This is a genomic window from Nocardia iowensis (genome assembly GCF_019222765.1).
Taxonomy (GTDB): Bacteria; Actinomycetota; Actinomycetes; order Mycobacteriales; family Mycobacteriaceae; genus Nocardia; species Nocardia iowensis.
On the sequence record NZ_CP078145.1, the window covers coordinates 5,584,238 to 5,602,947 of the forward strand.

General features: G+C 69.9%; 5 protein-coding genes. All 5 read right to left on the reverse strand.

What is annotated here, in order from left to right:
* Nucleotides 1–26 precede the first annotated feature (26 nt).
* Nucleotides 27–14,018 (reverse strand): non-ribosomal peptide synthetase, encoded by a 13,992-nt coding sequence (locus KV110_RS25715; protein ID WP_246633975.1) that lies wholly within the window; start codon nt 14,016–14,018, stop codon nt 27–29.
* A gap of 360 nt (nt 14,019–14,378) precedes the next feature.
* Nucleotides 14,379–16,013, reverse strand: a complete 1,635-nt coding sequence (gene lnt, locus KV110_RS25725) for an apolipoprotein N-acyltransferase (protein ID WP_246633976.1) — start codon at nt 16,011–16,013, stop codon at nt 14,379–14,381.
* A gap of 167 nt (nt 16,014–16,180) precedes the next feature.
* The gene (locus KV110_RS25730; protein WP_218469841.1) at nt 16,181–17,776 is read right to left on the reverse strand and encodes an amidohydrolase; all 1,596 of its coding nucleotides are present in this window, start codon (nt 17,774–17,776) and stop codon (nt 16,181–16,183) included.
* 108 nt (nt 17,777–17,884) lie between these two features.
* The gene (locus tag KV110_RS25735; protein WP_218469842.1) at nt 17,885–18,136 is read right to left on the reverse strand and encodes a ribbon-helix-helix protein, CopG family; all 252 of its coding nucleotides are present in this window, start codon (nt 18,134–18,136) and stop codon (nt 17,885–17,887) included.
* A 76-nt stretch (nt 18,137–18,212) separates the two neighbouring features.
* Nucleotides 18,213–18,695 carry an FxsA family protein gene (locus KV110_RS25740; protein WP_218469843.1) on the reverse strand — a complete coding sequence of 161 codons (483 nt, stop codon included), beginning with the start codon at nt 18,693–18,695 and terminating at the stop codon, nt 18,213–18,215.
* Nucleotides 18,696–18,710: the final 15 nt, after the last annotated feature.

The following is an 18,710-nucleotide window of genomic DNA, read 5'->3' on the forward strand; positions in this document are numbered from 1 at the left end:
CTCCGCGCACTCCCCCGTCTGCCCACTCACCGTTGCTTCTCCTTCTTTCTGGTACCGACGGCGGTCGTCTCGAGGTGCGCACCGTTCTCGGCGCACTTCGCCGGTACCGTCCCGTTGGTCTGCTGCACCAGCTCACCGTCCAGCGCGCGGCGCAGCACCGACCCGATCGCGGCGAGCGATTCGGGGGCGGTCATCGCCGAGTGCCGGCACGGCAGTTCGTGGTCGTGGATCTCGCCGGTGACGAACGGCTGCCAGGCGGCCGCGCGGCGCTCGGGGTCGGCCCGGTTGATCGCGTCCGCCGCGGCGGTGAAGAACAGCAGGTCGCCGTGGAAGACGCGAGGCCGGAAGCCGTGCGCGAGCAGGGTGCCGTTGGTGTAGCCGGCGTAGAGCCGCTCGAGGTGCTCGACGGTGAGCGCCGCGAACGGACCGGGCCTGGCACGCAGCAGCTCCGCCGCGTCGCGCAGGTTCATCGCCGGATCGAGGGGCGCGTCGAGTTGGTCGCTGCCGAATTCCTCGATGATCTCGGCCACGCTCGGAATCGCGTGCTCGAGCCATGCGTCGGAGAGCCGGTAGCTGTCCATCATCGACAGCAGTGCGACCTCATCGCCATCCGCCTGCAATCGCACCGCCACCTCGTGCGCGATCAACCCGCCCAACGACCAGCCGAGCAGGTGGTAGGGCCCGGTCGGCTGGATCGACTTGATATGTGCCACATACTGTCCGGCGGCCTCGGTGATCGAGGCGAAGCCGTCCTCGCCGGCCACGTGCGGCGCCTGCAATCCGTACACCGGACGGTCCGGCGCGAGGTGTCCGAGCAGCCCCGAGTAGCACCAGGCCAGGCCGATCGCGGGATGGATGCAGAACAGCGGTGCCGCCGCGCCGTTGGGCCGGATCGGCAGTACCGGTCCCAGCGCCGCGGCGATGCCCGCGCCCGCACCGTCGAGGCGAGCCGCGATGGCGGCCGGGGTCGCCTCGCCGAACATCGACTGCACCGGCAGGTCCAGACCGTTGGCCCGCACCTGCGCAACGACTTTCGTCGCCAGCAGCGAGTTGCCGCCGAGTTCGAAGAACCCGTCGTCGGCGCCCACCGATTCCACGCCGAGCACCGTCGCGAAGGCCGCGCACAGTGCCGCCTCGGTCGGGGTGCTCGGCGCCCGGTAGCCGTCGGCGGCGGCGAACATCGGTTCCGGCAGCGCTTTTCGGTCCAGCTTGCCGACCGGGCTGAGCGGCACCTGGTCGAGCAGCATGATCGCTTGCGGCACCATGTAATTCGGCACCAGCTCGGCCACGTGGTCGGTGAGCTCGGCCGCGGTCAGCTCGGTTCCGTTGCGCGCCTTGACATAGGACACCAGCGCGGTGGAACCCGCGGGCGTGCGATGCCCGATGGTGGTGGCGAACTCCACGCCGCGGTGCCGTGCCAGCGCCGCGTCGATCTCGCCGAGTTCGATCCGGAAGCCACGGATCTTGACCTGATGGTCGGTGCGACCGACGTACTCGATCTCCCGCCCGGAGCCGGTGCAGCGGCCAGCGGCCAGCGAACCCTGCCCGGACCACCAGCGCACCAGATCACCGGTCCGGTACATCCGCTCGCCCGGTTTGCCGTACGGATTCGCCACGAACCGCTGCGCCGTCAGGCCGGGCCGATTCAGGTAGCCGCGGGCCAGCGCGGAACCGGACAGGTGCAACTCGCCGGTGACACCGACCGGGGCCGGGTGCAGCCGCGCGTCCAGGATGGTCGCGCTGACGCCGCGGATCGGCCCGCCGATGGTGATCGGCCCGCCCGGCGTCATCGGCTGAGAGATCACCGTGACGATGGTCGTCTCGGTGGGCCCGTACACGTTGTACAGGTTGCGGTTCGGCGCCCACCGGGTGACCAGGTCCGGCGGCAAGGCCTCGCCGCCGACCAGCACGTGCCGCAATTCGGTGACGCCGGTCGGGTCGACCGTGCCGAGCGCCGAGGTGGTGATGAACGCGTGCGTGATCGCCTCATCGATGAACACCCTGGCCAGGTCGGCCCCGCCGACCACACCGGGCGGCGTGATCACCAGGGTGGCCCCGCCACCGAGTGCGAGCAACAGGTCGAGCATCGCCGCGTCGAAGCTCGGTGTCGCGAAATGCAGGACGCGGCAACCGGGCCGGACGTCGAACCGCTGCGCGGTCTCGGCGGCGAAATTGGACAGACCACCGTGGGTGACCACCACACCCTTCGGCGTGCCGGTCGAGCCGGACGTGTAGATCACGTAGGCCGGGTTGTCCATCCGCAGCGGCGCGATCCGTTCGGCCGCGGTGATCGGCGTGTCGGAGGCGTCCAGCACGAGTCCACGGAAGTGCGGGTCGTCCAGCACGATCCACTCCACCCCGCCGGGCAGCTCATTGTGGTAGTCACCGAGCGTGATGCCCAGTGCCGCACCGGAATCCGACAGCATGTGCGCGATCCGCGTGGCCGGATACAACGGGTCGACCGGCACGAACGCGGCACCGGCCTTGGCCACCGCGAGCACCGTGGCCACCGACTCGACCGACCGCGGAATACCCAGCGCCACCAGTGTTTCCGGGCCGACACCGCGCCGGATCAATACCCGCGCCAGCCGGTTCGTCCACCGGTCCAGCGCGTCGTAGCTCACCTGGGTGCCCTCCGCGCGCAACGCGATCCGCGAGCGATCGATATTCGCCGCCGCCTCGAACACCTCGGGCAGCGTGACCGGGCGGTCCGCCTCCGCACCACGCACCGGGGCCAGCCCGGACCATTCGGCGGGGTCGAGCAGTTCCAGATCCCCCACGGCGGTGGTCGGATTCGCGGCGACGGCGGCGAGCAGCCGGGTGAGCCGCTTGCCGAGCCGCAGCGCGGTCTGCTCGTCGAACAGATCGCTGGCGTAGTTCACCGACACCGTGATGCCCGCCGGATCCCGTTCCGGCGTCTGCGATTCGGTGAGGGTGAACTGCAGATCGAACTTGGCGATGCCGGTATCTATATCGGCGGCCTCGATCCGCAGATCGGGCAGCTCGAGCGCACTCACCGGCTGGTTCTGCACCGAGAGCATCACCTGGAACATCGGGTGATGCGCCTGGGACCGAGCCGGATTCAGCACCTCGACCAGCCGCTCGAACGGCAGGTCGGCATGCGCGAACGCGTCCAGGTCGGTGTCGCGGACGGTGTGCAGCAGATCGGTGAACCTGGCATCGGGGTCGATGCGGGTGCGCAGCACCAGCGTATTGACGAACATGCCGACCAGCCGGTCCAGCGCGGGATGGCCGCGACCGGCGATGGGCGTGCCGACGGTGATGTCGTCGGTCGCGGTCATCCGGTGCAGCAGCACCGCGAGCGCGGCGTGCAGCACCATGAACATGCTGACGTTGTTGCTGGTGGCGACCGTGCGCAGTTCCCGGTGCGTGAACGCGTCGACCGCGCACTCGACGAGCCCGCCGCGATAGGACGGCACCGGTGGCCTGCGCCGGTCCGCGGGGACGGTGAGCAGTTCGGGGATGCCGTCCAGGGTGCGCCGCCAGTAGCCGAGCTGACGGCTCAGCACCGAGTCGGGATCGTTCTCGGCGCCGAGCATGTCCTGTTGCCACAGCGTGTAATCGGCGTACTGCACCGCAAGCTCGGTCCACTCCGGCGTCTTGCCCGCGCAGGCCGCCCGGTAGGCGGTCGCCACGTCGACGGCCATCGGCTCGAGCGACCAGCCGTCCATCGCGATGTGGTGCACCACCAGGACCAGCACGTGCTCGTCGGACACCTCGGCCGGGTTCTGCACACCGGTATCGCCGTCCGGCGACACCGAGATCAGCGCGGCCCGGATCGGCACCATGCCCGCGAGATCGAATCCCGGTGCGGCGAACCGCCGTACGGCGTCGTCGACCTCATCCGGGGTGACCGTCGCGACGAACAGCGTGATCGCGGCGGCGGCCAGATCGAGCACCCGCTGGGCCGGTTCGCCGTCGGTCTCGGGGAACACCGTCCGCAGCGTCTCGTGCCTGGCCTGCACCGCGTGCAGCGCCATCACCAGCGCGTCGACATCGAGCTTGCCGGTCATCCGCAGCACGACCGGGACGTTGTAAGCGCCCGCCGACTGGTCGGCATCGCCGGTTCCGTTGAAGCGGTTGAGGAACCACAGCCTGCGCTGCGCCGCCGACAACGGAATCCGCGCCGGACGGTTGCGCCGCACCAGCGCCGGACGCGCGTCCGAACCCGCGGGCCCCGAGTCGAGCAGTGCCGCGAGCTCGGCCACCCGCGGCGCCGCGAACACGGTGCGCACCTCGAGCCGGATGTTCGTCGCCGCGGCCAGCCGGGCGACGAGTTGCGTTGCCAGCAGCGAGTTTCCGCCGATGTCGAAGAAGCTGTCGTCGGCGCGCACGGCGTCGACGCCGACCAGGTCCCCCATCACCTTCGCGACCAGCTGCTCCGATTCGGTCTCCGGCGCGCGCGCCGCGACGTCCGCGGTGAGCTGGGGTTCGGGCAGCGCGCCGGTGTCCAGCTTGCCCACCGGCGTCAATGGAATGCGTTCCAGCACAGTGATACTCGAGGGCACCATGTGCGACGGCAACTGCGCGCCCACATGGGCGCGCACCGCCTCCACATCCACACCCGCGTGCTCGTCGGAGGGCTGCACGAACGCCACGATCCGGTCGGCGCCCGCGATCTGCCGGACTTCGGTGTGCGCGAACCGCACCCCGGGATGCTCACCGAGCGCGGCGGTGATCTCGCCGAGCTCGATGCGGAAACCGCGCACCTTCACCTGATGGTCGCTGCGGCCGAGGTAGCACAGCTCGCCCGCGTCGTTCCAGCGCACCACGTCACCGGTGCGGTACAGCCGGGCACCGGCCGGGCCGAACGGGTCGGCGACGAAACGCAGTGCGGTGAGCCCGAAGCGGTCGAAGTACCCGCGGGCAACGCCGTACCCGCCGAGGTAGAGCTCGCCGGGCACGCCGACCGGCACCGGACGCAGCCGCTCGTCGAGGACCAGCGCCCGCGCGCCACGCACGAGCGTGCCGATGGTGATGGGCCGATCGACCGCCATCGGATCGGAGATGGTGATGACGATGGTGGTTTCGGTGGGTCCATAGACGTTGTGCAGGTTGCGATTCGGCGCCCAGCGCGCCACCAGGTCGGGGGTGCACGCCTCGCCGCCGACCATCAGCGAACGCAGGTGCGGCAGCGGCCAGCGATCCCGGTCGATGGTGGACAGCGCCGCCGGAGTGATGAAGGCGTGCGTGATCCGCTCGCGTTCCAGCAGCGCGGCCAGCTCGTCGCCGCCGTAGATGTCGGGCGGGCAGATCACCATGGCGGCACCGGAGCCGATCGCCAGCAGCAGCTCGAGGACCGCGGCGTCGAAGCTGGGCGAGGCGAAGTGCAGCGTGCGCGACTCCCGCCCGACCCGCATGCGGTCGCGGAGCTCGTCGGCGAAGTTGGACAGGCCCGCGTGGGTAACCGCGACGCCCTTGGGTTTGCCGGTGGAACCGGAGGTGTAGATCAGGTACGCGAGGTCGTCGGGCTCGATGGTGCACAGCCGGTCCAGGTCGTCGACCAGCGCGTCGTCGTGGGTGTCCAGTTCGGCGGCGAACTCGGGGTCGTCGAGCAGCAGCCAGTCGGTCACCGGGCCGTCGTCGGCGGCCGCGTGCAGCCGGTCGGCGTGCGCGGTGACGGTGACGCCGACCCAGCATCCCGCATCGGTGAGCATGTGCCGGACCCGGTCGGTCGGATAGTTGGGGTCGACCGGCACGAACGCCGCGCCGGTCTTGACGACGGCGAGCACCGTGAGGACCGACTCGATCGAGCGAGTCAATCCGAGTGCGACCCGATCCCCCGACCCGATGTCCCGCGCGATCAGGGCGCGCGCCAGCCGGTTGGAGCGGCGGTCGACTTCGGCGTAGGTCATCGTGCTGGTGCCCGACCGCAGGGCGGTGCGATGCGGATGCATGTGCGCGGTCGCGGTGAAGTACGCCGAGAGCGTGCACTGCGGTGTGGTCGGTCCGCCGGTCGCCGGCGCGAACAGGCGCCGTTCCCGCTCGGTGCGAGCGTCGATGTCGCGCACCAGGACTCGCGGGTCGGCGGTGACTGCCGCGAGCACCCGCAGGAACCGGTCGGCCAGGATGTGGATCGTCGATTCATCGAAAAGCTCGGCGGCGTAGACGAATTCGAATGCCTGCCCGGGTTCGCCCGGACCGGCGTCGCAGCCGATGTGCGCGACCCGCAGTTCCAGGTCGAACTTGGCCAGTGCGATGTCGAGTTCCTCGGCGCGCAGCGCGAGCCCCGGCAACTCCAGCGTCGGGACGGGACCGTCCTGCACGGTCAGCGCCACCTGGAACAGCGGGTGCCTGCCGCGGACCGCGGAGCGGCCATTGGACAGAACGCGTGTGTCGCGGCCCAATTCCTCCACGATGCGCTCGAACGGGATATCGGCGTGCGCCATGGCGGCCAGCTCGGTGTCCCGGTCGGCGCGCAACAGCCCCGCGAAGGTCCGGTCCGGATCGACGTCGGAGCGCAGCACCAGAGCGTTGACGAACATGCCGACCAACTCGTCGAGCTTGGTGTCGGTGCGCCCGGCGACCGGCGTGCCGATCACGATGTCGCGACCGCCGGTCACGCAGCGCAGCAGCACCGCGAGCGCCGAGCGCAGCACCATGAACATGCTCACGCCCTGCTCCCTGGCCAGTTCGGCAAGGGCGCGCTGGACCGGGTCTGGCACCGTGAATTTCACCGCGCCCGCCTGCTGCGTCGGTGCCGCGGGACGCGGCCGGTCGTAGGGCAGCGGAAGTTCCTCGGGCAGGTCGGCCAGCGCGGTCCGCCAGTACTCCAGCTGGTTGCCCGCGAGGCTGCCCGGGTCGTTCTCGTCGCCGAGACAGGCGCGCTGCCACAGACCGAAGTCGGCGTACTGCACCGGAAGTGGCGTCCAGGCCGGCGCGGCACCCTCGTGCCTTGCCACATACGCGGCGGCCAGGTCCCTGGTCAGCGGGCCGAGCGACCAGCCGTCGGCGGCGATGTGGTGCACCACGATGCCGAGCAGATAGCGCTGGGATGCGGTGCGCAGCAAGGTCATTCGCAGGGGCGTTTCGCGTACCAGGTCGAACCCGGTGTGCGCGAGGGTGCGCAGCGCCGTGCTGGCGCCCGCGTCGTCGGTATCGATCGGATCGATCGTCGGGAGCGCCTTCGAGGTCGGCAACACCACCTGCTGTGCCCCGTTGCTGTCCTCCGGGAACACCGTACGCAGCACCTCGTGCCGCTCGACGACGTCGGTGAGCGCCGCGCGCAGCGCCGTCACATCCAGATCGCCCGCGATCCGGATGACGAAAGCGATGTTATACGCGCTCGATGCGGGAGAATATCGATTGAGGAACCACAGTCGCTGCTGTGGCAGCGACAATGGAATGCGTCCCGGACGCGTGGTCTGCACAGCCAGCGCCAGCCGCTGCGTCCGGGGCGCTTCCGTAAGCCGCTCGGCGACGCCCGCCACCGTCGGCGCCTCGAAGATCGCCCGCACCGGCAGATCGACGCCGAATTCCGCGTGCAGCGCGGCCGCGAGCCGGGTGGCGAGCAGCGAGTTGCCGCCGACGTCGAAGAAGCTGTCCTCGGCACCGGTGATCGGGCGGCCGAGGATGTCGCCGAAGACCCCCGCGACGCGCAGTTCCAGATCGGTGCTCGGCGCCCGTGAGCAGCCGACGGCCGCGAAAACGGGTTCCGGCAAGGCCTTTCGATCCAGCTTGCCCGCCGGGGTGACCGGCAGTTCAGCCAGCACGGTGACCGACGCTGGCACCATGTAGCCGGGCAGCCGCTGGCGCGCCGTCTCGGTGAGCTCGGCGGCGTCGACGGGCTCGTCCGCGGTCACATAGGATGCGAGTCGCGGCTGGCCGTGCTCGTCGGTGTGCACAACGGTGAGCGCGAAACTCACCCCGGGATGGCCGCGCAGCACATGGTCGATCTCGCGCAGTTCGATGCGGAAGCCGCGGATCTTGATCTGGTCGTCCGCGCGGCCGAGGAAGCGCAATTGTCCGCCCGGCTCGACCACCACCAGGTCGCCGGTGCGGTACATGCGCTCGCCCCGCCTGCCGTGCGGGTTGGCCGGGAACCGTTGCGCGGTAAGGGCGTAACGACCATGGTAGCCGCGGGCCAGGCCGGGCCCGGACAGGTACAGCTCACCCGGTGTCCCCGGTGGCACCGGGTGCAGTCGACTGTCGAGCACGAACAACCGCATGCCGCGGATGGGCATGCCGAGTGGCACCGGACGGCCCGGCACCATCGGGCCGGTCGCGGTGGCCGCGACGGTGGCCTCGGACGGCCCGTACATGTTGTGCATACGGTGCTGGACCGACCAGGTTTCGACGAGCTCCTCCGAGCACGCTTCACCGCCGACGATGACCGCCTCGAGCTCGTCGAGCCCGTCGGTCGGCACGGTGCCGAGCGCGGCCGGGGTGACGAAGGCATGAGTCACCCGTTCGTCGCGCAGCAGCGCGGCGAGCTCGGCGCCGCCGTAGAGCCCGGCGGGGGCCACCACGATGGTCGCGCCCGCGGCGAAACCGAGCAGCAGTTCCAGGACCGACGCGTCGAAGCTCGGCGACGAGAAGTGCAGTGTCCGAGCCGAATCCGAGACACCGAACAGGTGCATCTGCTCGTGCGCGAGGGACGCGAGACCGGCGTGGGTGATGATCACCGCCTTCGGCGTGCCGGTCGAGCCCGAGGTGTAGATCAGGTACGCCGGGTGCACCGCGCACAGCGGGTGGTGCCGGTCGGCGTCGGTGATCGGCTCGGTGGCGTAGTGCACGGCTTCGGCGGCCAGTTCGTCGGAGCCGAGCACCAGCCAGTCCACATAGGTCTTGCGGTGCTTACCGCGCGGCGCGGGCCATTCGGGCATGGCGGCAAGGCATTCGGCATCGGTCAGGCCGAGCATGGCGCCGGAGTCGCCGATCATGTGCGCGATCCGCTCGCCCGGGTAGCTCGGATCGATCGGCACATATGCCGCACCGGTTTTCGCGACCGCCCATACGGCGGTGATGGCGTCCAGGCCGCGCGGCAGCGCGATCGCGACGACCACCTCGGGACCGGCGCCGTGTTCGATCAGCACGCGCGCCAGCCGGTTCGACGTCTCGTCCAGCTCGCGGTAGGTGGTGTCGACGCCGAAGTAACGCACGGCGACCGCGTCCGGCACCCGTTCGGCCGTATCGGAGAGCAGTTGCGCGAGCGTGCTGAACGGTTCGGCGGGCGAGCCGGCGATCGGCACCAGGTTGGCCAGTTCGCGGCGATCAAGGATGGTCAGGTCACCGATCGGCATGCTCGGCGCGGCCACCACCGCGTTCAGCACCGCGACGAACCGGCGGGCGAACGACTCGACCGTCGAAGCGTCGAAAATGTCGGTGGCGTAGCCGAATTCGGCGGTGAGCGGGCCGTCGGAAATGTCGTCGTGCACCACCAGCTGCAGATCGAACTTGGCGATGTCGGAGACGATCGGCAGCACCTCGGCCCGCAGGCCGGACAGTTCGATGCGCAGGTCCGGCGCCCGGTCGTAGGACAGCATCACCTGGAACAGCGGATGCCTGGCGGCCGAGCGTTCCGGGTTGACGACCTCGACAAGCCGCTCGAACGGCACGTCGGCGTTCGCGAAGGCGTTGAGGTCGGTCTCGCGCACCACATCGAGCATGCGATCGAAACCGGCGGCCGGGTCGACCTCGGTGCGCAGTACCAGCGTATTGACGAACATGCCGACCAGCTCGTCCAGTGCCGGATCGGAGCGGCCCGCGATCGGCGTGCCGATGGCGATGTCGGTGCTCGCGCACAGCCGCGACAGCAACGTGGCCAGCGCCGCGTGCAACACCATGAACATGCTGACGCCCCGGCTGGCCGCGAGTTCGCCTGCGGCGCGCCGGATTTCGGGTGCGATGGTGAACTCGACCCGGCCGCCGGTGGTCGACCGGCGCAGCGGGCGCGGGCGGTCCAGCGGCAGGTCGAGCTGGTCCGGCAGCCCGGCCAGCGCCGAACGCCAGTGCGTCAGTTGGCTACTCAGCGCACTCGCCGGATCGGATTCCGCGCCGAGCAGTTCGCGCTGCCACAGCGCGAAATCGGCGTACTGCACCGGCAGTGGTGACCACTGCGGCGCGGCACCGTCGGTCCTGGCCGACACCGCGGTCATCAAATCCCTGGCCAGCGGCGCGATCGACCAGCCGTCACCGCAGATGTGGTGCAGCACAAGCAGGAACACCCACTGGTCCGGTCCGGTGGTGTAGAGCGCGACCCGGATCGGGGCCTGGGTGCGCAGATCGAAACCGTATCCGGCGAATTCGGTGGCCAGCGCCGCGACATCGGCGCCGGTTGCGTCGATCGGGTCGAGGGTGAGCGGGATCTCGGCGGCCGGGTGGATCAGCTGGCACGGCCCGTCCGCGGATTCGGGGAAGGTGGTGCGCAGGCTCTCGTGCCGTTCGATCACGTCGACCAGACCGGCGCGCAATGCCTCTACGTCGAGCGCACCCTCGAGCCGGACGGCCAGCGGCATGTTGTAAGCCGCGGCATGTTCGGCGAACCGGTTGAGAATCCACAGCCGCTGCTGAGCCAGCGACAGCGGGATGCGCTCCGGCCGGGCAGCCGCGACGAGTTTCGGCGAGGCGACGTCGAGGGTGTGCGTGGCGAAGCACTGGGTGAGCGCGGCGATAGTCGACGCCTCGAACAGATCGCGAATGGTCAGCGCGGTGCCAAGCGCGGCATTGATCCGGGCGACCGCGCGCGCGGCGATCAGCGAGTTGCCGCCGAGGTCGAAGAAGCTGTCCTCGACGCCGACGTCGTCGGTGCCCAACACTTCGGCGAAGATGCCCGCCAGCACCCGCTCCACCTCGGTGCGCGGCTCGGCGATGGTGCTGCTCACCGCGCGAACACCCATCGCGGGCGCGGGCAGCGCCTTGCGGTCGATCTTGCCGTTGGCGCTGAGCGGCAACTCATCGAGTTCCAGCAGCGCGGACGGCACCATGTACGCGGGCAGGGTGCGGCGCAGCACGGTCAGCAGCGCGGCCGTGTCCAAGCGGGACTTCCCGGCGTCCGGCGCAGCGACGACGTAGGCGACCAGTTCGTCACCGTTGCGTCCGGCGTGTGCCACGCAGACCGCCCTGGCCACCCGGTCGTCGGCCAGCAGCGCCGCCTCGATCTCGCCGAGTTCGATGCGCAGGCCGCGGATCTTGACCTGGAAGTCGCTGCGGCCCATGTATTCCAGGACACCGCGCCGATCCGTCGAGAGCTGCCAGCGGGCCAGGTCGCCGGTGCGATACATCCGCGCGCCCGCGGTGAACGGGTTGGCCACGAAGCGATCGGCGGTCAGCTTGGGCTGGCCCAGGTAACCGCGGGCCAGTTGCACACCGGCCAGGTACAGCTCGCCCACCACGCCGGGCGGCACCGGCCGCAACCGCGAATCCAGCACGTAGGTCTGGGTATTCCACACCGGCGAGCCGATCGGCACGGTCGCCGGATCGGCCGGGCACGGCCAGTAGGTGACGTCGACCGCGGCCTCGGTCGGGCCGTACAGGTTGTGCAGCGCGGGCCCGTGCCGGGGGACGGCAGCCGGCGGGGTGGGTGAACGCAGTGCGGCGTGGAAGTCACGGACCGTCGCGGCGGGCAGCGCCTCACCGCTGCAGAAGACTTGCCGCAGGGCCGAGCAGCCGCGCACGTCGGTGTCGGTGACGAAGACCGACAGCATGGACGGCACGAAATGTGCCGTGGTCACGTTCTTTTCGGTGATGACCCGCGCGAGATAAGCCGGGTCGCGGTGACCGTCGTGCTCGGCGACTACCAGTCGCGCGCCGATCTGCAAGGGCCAGAAGAATTCCCACACCGACACGTCGAAGGTGGCCGGTGTCTTCTGCAATACCGCGTCGGCGGCGTCGAGCGGATACTCGTGCTGCATCCAACGCAGCCGGTTGACGATCGCGCGGTGGGTGACGCCGACGCCCTTGGGCTTTCCGGTCGAACCGGAGGTGAAGATGACGTAGGCCAGGTGGTCCTCGCGCAGCACGGTGGTGCGGTCGGCGTCGGTGATCGGATCGGCGGCATAGCCGGACAGGTCGACGGTGTCGATGGCGAGTGCGTCGATGGGCAGGGTGAGCTCGTCGCGGTCGGCGGTGAGCACGCAGACCGGTGCGGCCTGCCCGATGATCTGCTCGATCCGCTCGGCCGGATGCTCAGGGTCCAGCGGCAGGTAGGCCGCGCCCGATTTGACGATCGCGTACATGCCGACGACCAGGTCGAGGCTGCGGCGCAGGCACAGCGCCACCACCGTCTCCGGGCCCGCGCCACGCGCGATCAGCAGCCGGGCCAGCCGGTTGGCGCGGTCATCGAGTTCGCGATATGTCAGCGTCGCGGAGCGACTCGTTGGGGGGTGGTGGTCGGGTGACGGGTGGGCGAGCGTCGCGGAGCGACTCGTCGGGGGGTGGTGGTCGGGTGACGGGTGGGCGAGCGTCGCGGAGCGACTCGTCGGGGGGTGGTGGTCGGGTGACGGGTGGGCGAGCGTCGCGGAGCGACTCGTTGAGGGGTGGTGGTCGGGCGACGGGTGGGCCGGTGACTCGGCGGCGTACTCGAGGGCGACGGCCTCCGGGCAGCGGGCCACACGGTCGGCGAAGAGACCGGCCAGGGTGCCGTTGTGCGGCGCGGTCCGGGTGGCGTTCCAGTCATGCAGGACGCGGTCGCGTTCGACGTCGGTGATCGCGGTGAGCGTCTCGGCGAGGGTGTCCGGCGTGGCGGTGAGGAAGCGGGTGAGGAAGTCGAGGTAGCGCTCGTGATGGGTGGCGACCTCGGTCTCGTCGTAGAGCCGCGGGTTGGCCTCGAAATCGACGTGGATGCGGTTGCCGACGCCGTTGTACAGGTTGACCGACAGGTCCTCGACCGGCCCGGTGGCCAGCACGTTCAGCGAGCCGACCAGGCTGCCGAACTTCAGCTCGTTGTGGAACAACATGATGTTGACCATCGGGCCGAAGAAGCCGCGGGCGTCGCGGGAGTAGCCGCAATCGCGCCGGATGTCGTCGTGCCGGTAGCGCTGGTGCCGCAGCGCACCGGTGATCTGCAGTTCGGTGGCCTTCACCACGTCGGCGAGGGTGGTCTCGGCGGTGAACTTCAGCCGGATCGGCACGACGTTGGACACCACACCGGCCGAGCGGCGCAGCGAGACGGTGGTCCGCGCGGACACCGGCAAACTCAGCACCACGTCCGGATTGCCGGTCACCGAGCGCACATACGCGGCGAGCGCCGCGACGAACAGTGCCGAATTGGTGGTGCCGAACGCAGCCATCGCGGCGTCCATCGCGGACTGGCACCGGTCGTCGAGCACACCGGTGGCGGTCCGCCTACCCCCGTCGTGGGTGGCGGCGGTGACGGTGACGCCGCTGAGGCTCATCGGCTCGCCCGCGCCGGCCAGTTGCTCGAGCCAGTAGTCGCGGTCGGCGCGGAACCGGCTGGAATCCCGGTAGCGCAGCTCGTCGGCGTACATCTCGGCCAGCGGCGTCGCCCGGGAGGCCACCGGCTCGGTGTGGTTCTCCACCGCGGTGTAGATCTCCGCGGTGCGGGTGAGCGCGTTCATCGCACCGTATCCATCGATCACGATGTGATGGGCACGGGCGTACCAGATGTAGTCCGAATCCCCGGTCCGCAGTACGACATTCGTGGTGAGCGGGTCGCGCTCGAGATCGATCGGCGAGCTGGCGTGCTCGTTCATCCAGCGCACCGCCGCCGCGTGCGGATCGGCCTCCGCGCGCAGATCGACCCGCGCCCAGCCGGGCCGCCGGGTGGAATCGACCACCTGATGCGGGATTCCATCGATCTCCAGCAGCCGCACCTGTCCGACCTGCGTCTCCGCGCCGAAGCGCTCGATCGCGTAGAGCAGGCGGCCGACATCCAGGTCACCGCGGATCTCGACATACTGGGCGATCGTCAGTGGCACATCCGGACGAATCCGCTGCGCGTACCAGAGGGCCGTCTGGGCCGGCGACAAGACGAATGGTTGTGCCGAAGATTCGCCCGATGAACATTGGTCGACGCTGTCCGTGGCCAATGAACTCATCAATCACTCCGTTCTGCCGCTGTTCGACGCAACTCACCGAGCTATGCCCCACAGCAGGCGCGCAAGGCCGACCGTGGAACTTGATCCACGCCCTATGATTCGGAGCGTCTGATCGGCCGGATTGCCAACGTGGTGGATTTGTTTCACATCGCACGCTAACGGCGACAGCAAAGTTTGACCAGCAAACTTTTAGCTAACTACGCAAACCGCCCAGACTGCTCAGCGGAAATGCGCGGGAAATTGTGCGCTGACAAGCGCTTACGGCCACTCAAACGCCCGCTTGCGAACGCTTCGTTACATGACGAGTCAGCCACAGCAACCACAGAAAAAACCGGAAGACAGGTTATCTTCCCGAGACCTTCAGCCCGGAATATCGGCACTTTGTACGAGCCGGTCGGTCTTTTTTGCGGCCCTCGATGATCGCTTACGGACCATCACGACCGCCATGGCGGCGACGGTCATGGCCACGAAAACGCGCTCCGGCGCGGGCCCGACATGAGTAGCGAGAGTGTTGCTGGTGCGCAGCGGCAGGTCGGCGACCAAGGCGGCGGGCACGAACTGTGGACTTTCTTGCCGCACAGTGCCGTCCGCGCCGATGATCGCGCTGACGCCCGAGGTTGCCGCGACAACGAGGGCGCGGCCGTGCTCGACCGCCCTGATCCGCGACATCGCCAGCTGCTGGTAGGTCATCTCGCTGTCACCGAAGGTCGCGTTGTTCGTCGGCACCGTGAGCAGTTGGGCGCCCGCGCGCATCGCGTCCTCGAAGGCGCGGTCGAAGGCGACCTCGTAGCAGGTCGCCACGCCGATATCGATGCCGTCGGCACGCACCACCCCGTCGCCGTGGCCGGGCACGAAATATCCGGCCCGGTCGGCGTATTCGGAGAACAGCCGGAAGAACGAGCGCATCGGCAGGTACTCGCCGAACGGCTGGATGATCTTCTTGTCGTGCCGCTCCCCCGGGCCCGCGGCGCCGTTCCACACGATCACCGAGTTCGTCGTGGTGCGATCGCTGTTCACCAGCACGGCCCCGACCAGGATCGGCGCGCCGATCTGCGCGGATGCCTGGGTGATCAGCGCCGCGGCGTCGGTGTTGCGCAACGGATCGATGTCGGAGGAGTTCTCCGGCCAGATCACCACATCCGGCCGCTTCGCCTGACCCGCCTCGACCGCCCGCGCCAGTTCGATGGTGCGTCGAACGTGGTTGTCCAGCACGGCCCGTCGTTGCGCGTTGAAGTCGAGGCCGAGCCGCGGCACGCTGCCCTGGATCGCTGCGACGGTGATCGTCCGGTCGCCGTGGTCCGGATCGGGCAGGGCGGACCCGAGCGCCAGGCCCGCGATCGGCATGATCGCCAAGGCGACTGCCGCGGTGGCGAATCCGAGGCGCGGGTTCGCGGATCGACGTGCGGCCGAAGATCGGGTACGCAGCGTCGAACGCACCAGCAGGAGCACCGCCGCCGCGCCGGTTCCGGTGAGCGCCACCGCGAAGCTGACCAGTGGCGCACCGCCGATCGCGGCCAGCGCCAGGAACCATCCGTCGGCCTGCCCGAATGCCAAACGGCCCCACGGAAATCCGCCGAACGGGAAACTCGATCGCACCCACTCCGCGGTGACCCATGCCGAGGCCACCCACAGCGGCCAGCCGGGCAACGCCCCGACGAGCCGCGTCACCAGTCCGAACAACCCGATGTAGACCGCACACACCGCCGAAAGCGCCAGCCACGGCAGCGGTCCCACGTAGATCCCGGTCCACGGCAGCAGCGGTACGAAGAACGCGAGCCCGGCCAGGAATCCATACCCGAACCCGGCGCGCAGTCGTCCGGTTCCGCGCACGGTCAACGTGAGTACCGCGATACCCAGCGGCGCGAGGAACCACCACGGCCGGGGCGGGAAGCTGCCGAAGAGCAGCAGGCCGGCCAGCACCGCCGAGACCGAGCGCCACAGCACCGGATACCGGGTCGGCCCGTCGGCGAAGGACGAGAGTCGCTCACGCAGCACGGGTTGTCGCCTTCCCGTGCGGGTTCGTCGGGCCGACGCTTCCGGCCACAGCCTGTTCGGCGCTACCGAAATCGGCAGGAGGCGTGCCTCTCGGCGGCGCGCACGTCGCGGTAGTCAGGACTCCTGAATCGCGCAGCCGCGCGGGTCGGCTGCCTGGGGCGGCGCGTTCAGGCCTCATGGATGGTCACTCCACGGTGCACGGTACGCAAACAGGTCGGCAGCGGCGAATCCGATTCCAGCGGAGGCAATCCGGGCACGCGCGAGCGCGGGTCGGTCGACCAGCGCTGGACGGAGTCGGCGGCCGCGGCGACGACGAGTTGGTCGGCGTCCCACACCGCGTAGGAGGCGGGGGCGCCGGGGACCAGGGTGCCCGCAACCCCGTCCCGGACGCCACCGGCCCGCCAGGCGCCACGGGTGGCGGCGGCGAAGGCGGCGCGTGGCGACAGGGCGTGGCCGGGGGTGCGATGGTTGGCGGCGGCGCGGACCGCGGACCAGGGGTCGAGCGGGGTGACCGGGGCGTCGGAGCCGATGGCCAGCGAGATGCCCGCGGCAGCCATGGCGGCGAAGGGATTCAGCGCGGCGGCGCGTTCGGCGCCGAGGCGGGCGGCGTACATGCCGTCGGTGCCGCCCCACGCCGCGTCGAATCCTGGTTGGACGCTGGCGATGACGCCCCAGGAGGCGAGCTTGGCGATCTGGTCGGCGTCGAGGAGTTCGGCGTGTTCGATGCGGTGGCCGCGAGCGGCGACGGCGGGGCCGCCGAATCCGGTGACGACGCGGCCGAATCCGGCGATGATCGCGTCCATGGCCGCATCGCCGATGACGTGGAAACCGGCCTGGATGCCCGCCTCGGTGCAGGCGCGGACGTGGGCGGCGATGGTGTCGGCGTCGAGGTAGGCGCGACCGATGCCCGGGTCGTCGGCGTACGGGTCGCGCAGCCAGGCGGTGTGTGAGCCGAAAGAACCGTCGACGAACAGGTCGCCGCCGAGCGCGTGCACGCCGAGTTCGTCCACCAGTGCGCGCGCCTCGTCCGCGCTGTGCACTGCTTCGCCCCAGTACGCCCGCACCTCCACACCGTGCCGGAAGTCGAGCAGTTCGCGAATGTCGGTGCGCCCGGCGATTTCCGGGCCCGCGCATTCGTGCACCGCGACGATGCCGTGCGCGGCCGCGTGGTCCAGTGCGGCCGTCCTGGCCCGATCCCGTTGTGCCCGATCCAATTCCGCGAGCACCGCGGTCCGCACCAGGTGGTGGGCGGCCGCGCGCACCGGCTCGCCGCGGGTGAATCCGTCGGTGGCGGTGACCCGGGGCAGCGTGTCGAGCAGGGCCGAGGACACCACGGCGGAGTGCGCGTCTACCCGGGCCAGGTACACGTGCCGTGCGCCCGCCGCCTTGTCGATCTCCTCGATCGTGGGCGGGCGGCCCTCCGGCCAGGTGGTTTCGTCCCAGCCGTCGCCGAGAATCGCGCCATCGGGGTGGGCTGCGGCGAAGTCGCTGAGCAGGGCCAGGCAGTGGTCGAGGGAGCGGGCCGCCGACAGGTCGAGTCCGGTGAGTTTCAGTCCCAGCGCGGTGACGTGCACGTGCGGGTCGACGAACGCGGGTGCCACGAAAGCGCCATCGAGATCGATGATCTCGGCGTCCGGGTGCAGCGCCCGGCCCGGCTGTTCGGCGCCGAGCCAGACCACGGTTCCGTCGGTTACCGCCATCGCCGTCGCGTCGGGGGAACTAGAACTGTAGAAGCGACCGCCGATCAGCAACTGGGTACTCACGACTCCACCTCGCTGACGCTCGGTTCCGTCGTGCGTACGCCCACTGTGCCGATGGTTCGCTCACTCACGAGTGACCAGTCTGCCGTACGCCCGATTCAGGCGTTCAGGTCAGCCGTTCAGTATCGGCTGCGGTGCCACGTCCTCCGGACATGCCAGCACCGTCATCACTTCGGCGAATTGCGACGGACCGCCGGACCCGCGACCCGGTCCGGGCCTGCATCCCGCTTCGACGGCGATCAGTTCCAGCCGCAATGCGGCGGCGGTGAATCCGGAAATCGATTGTCCGGCAGCAGCCGCCGCTTTCTTCACTGCGGCGGCTAGCTCCTCGCTCACCGTGATGGTGAGTTGCTCGGTGGCCATCGCGCCACCATAGTCCTGTTTTGCCCGGAACCCTAGCGTTCGCGAGGACCTTTACTACTCGTTGGTAATCGGGACACTACGGCTTGGTAATCGCACGGTGGGCGTTGCCCTGGCCGTCGTCGTACCACTGCTGCACGACAACGCCGTCCACCACCTCGTCGCCGTCGATCACCACCCCGCGATACGGGACGGCGGCGGCCAGCTTGCCGAACCGGCGTGCGGCGAACGCGGTGACCAGCGGACGCACCAGGAACCGCGTCGGCGGCAACAGCAAAAGCAGCCCGAACAGCGAGGTGACCAGGCCGGGCACGAACATCAGCACCCCGCCCGCCGCGACCAGCGCGCCGTCGGCCACCGCGGTACCCGGCGCAATCTCGCCACGCCCGGCCCGCCGGAACTGCTCGAACACCCGCCGCCCCTGCGCACCGACCAGCAGCATGCCCGCGGTCGATCCGGCGATCAACAGCAGGATGGCGGGCAGCACACCGAGCCACTGGCCGACGGCGACCAGCGCGGCGATCTCGGTGATCACATAGAGGACGAATACTAGGGCGGGCATGGCGATCCTTTCGGA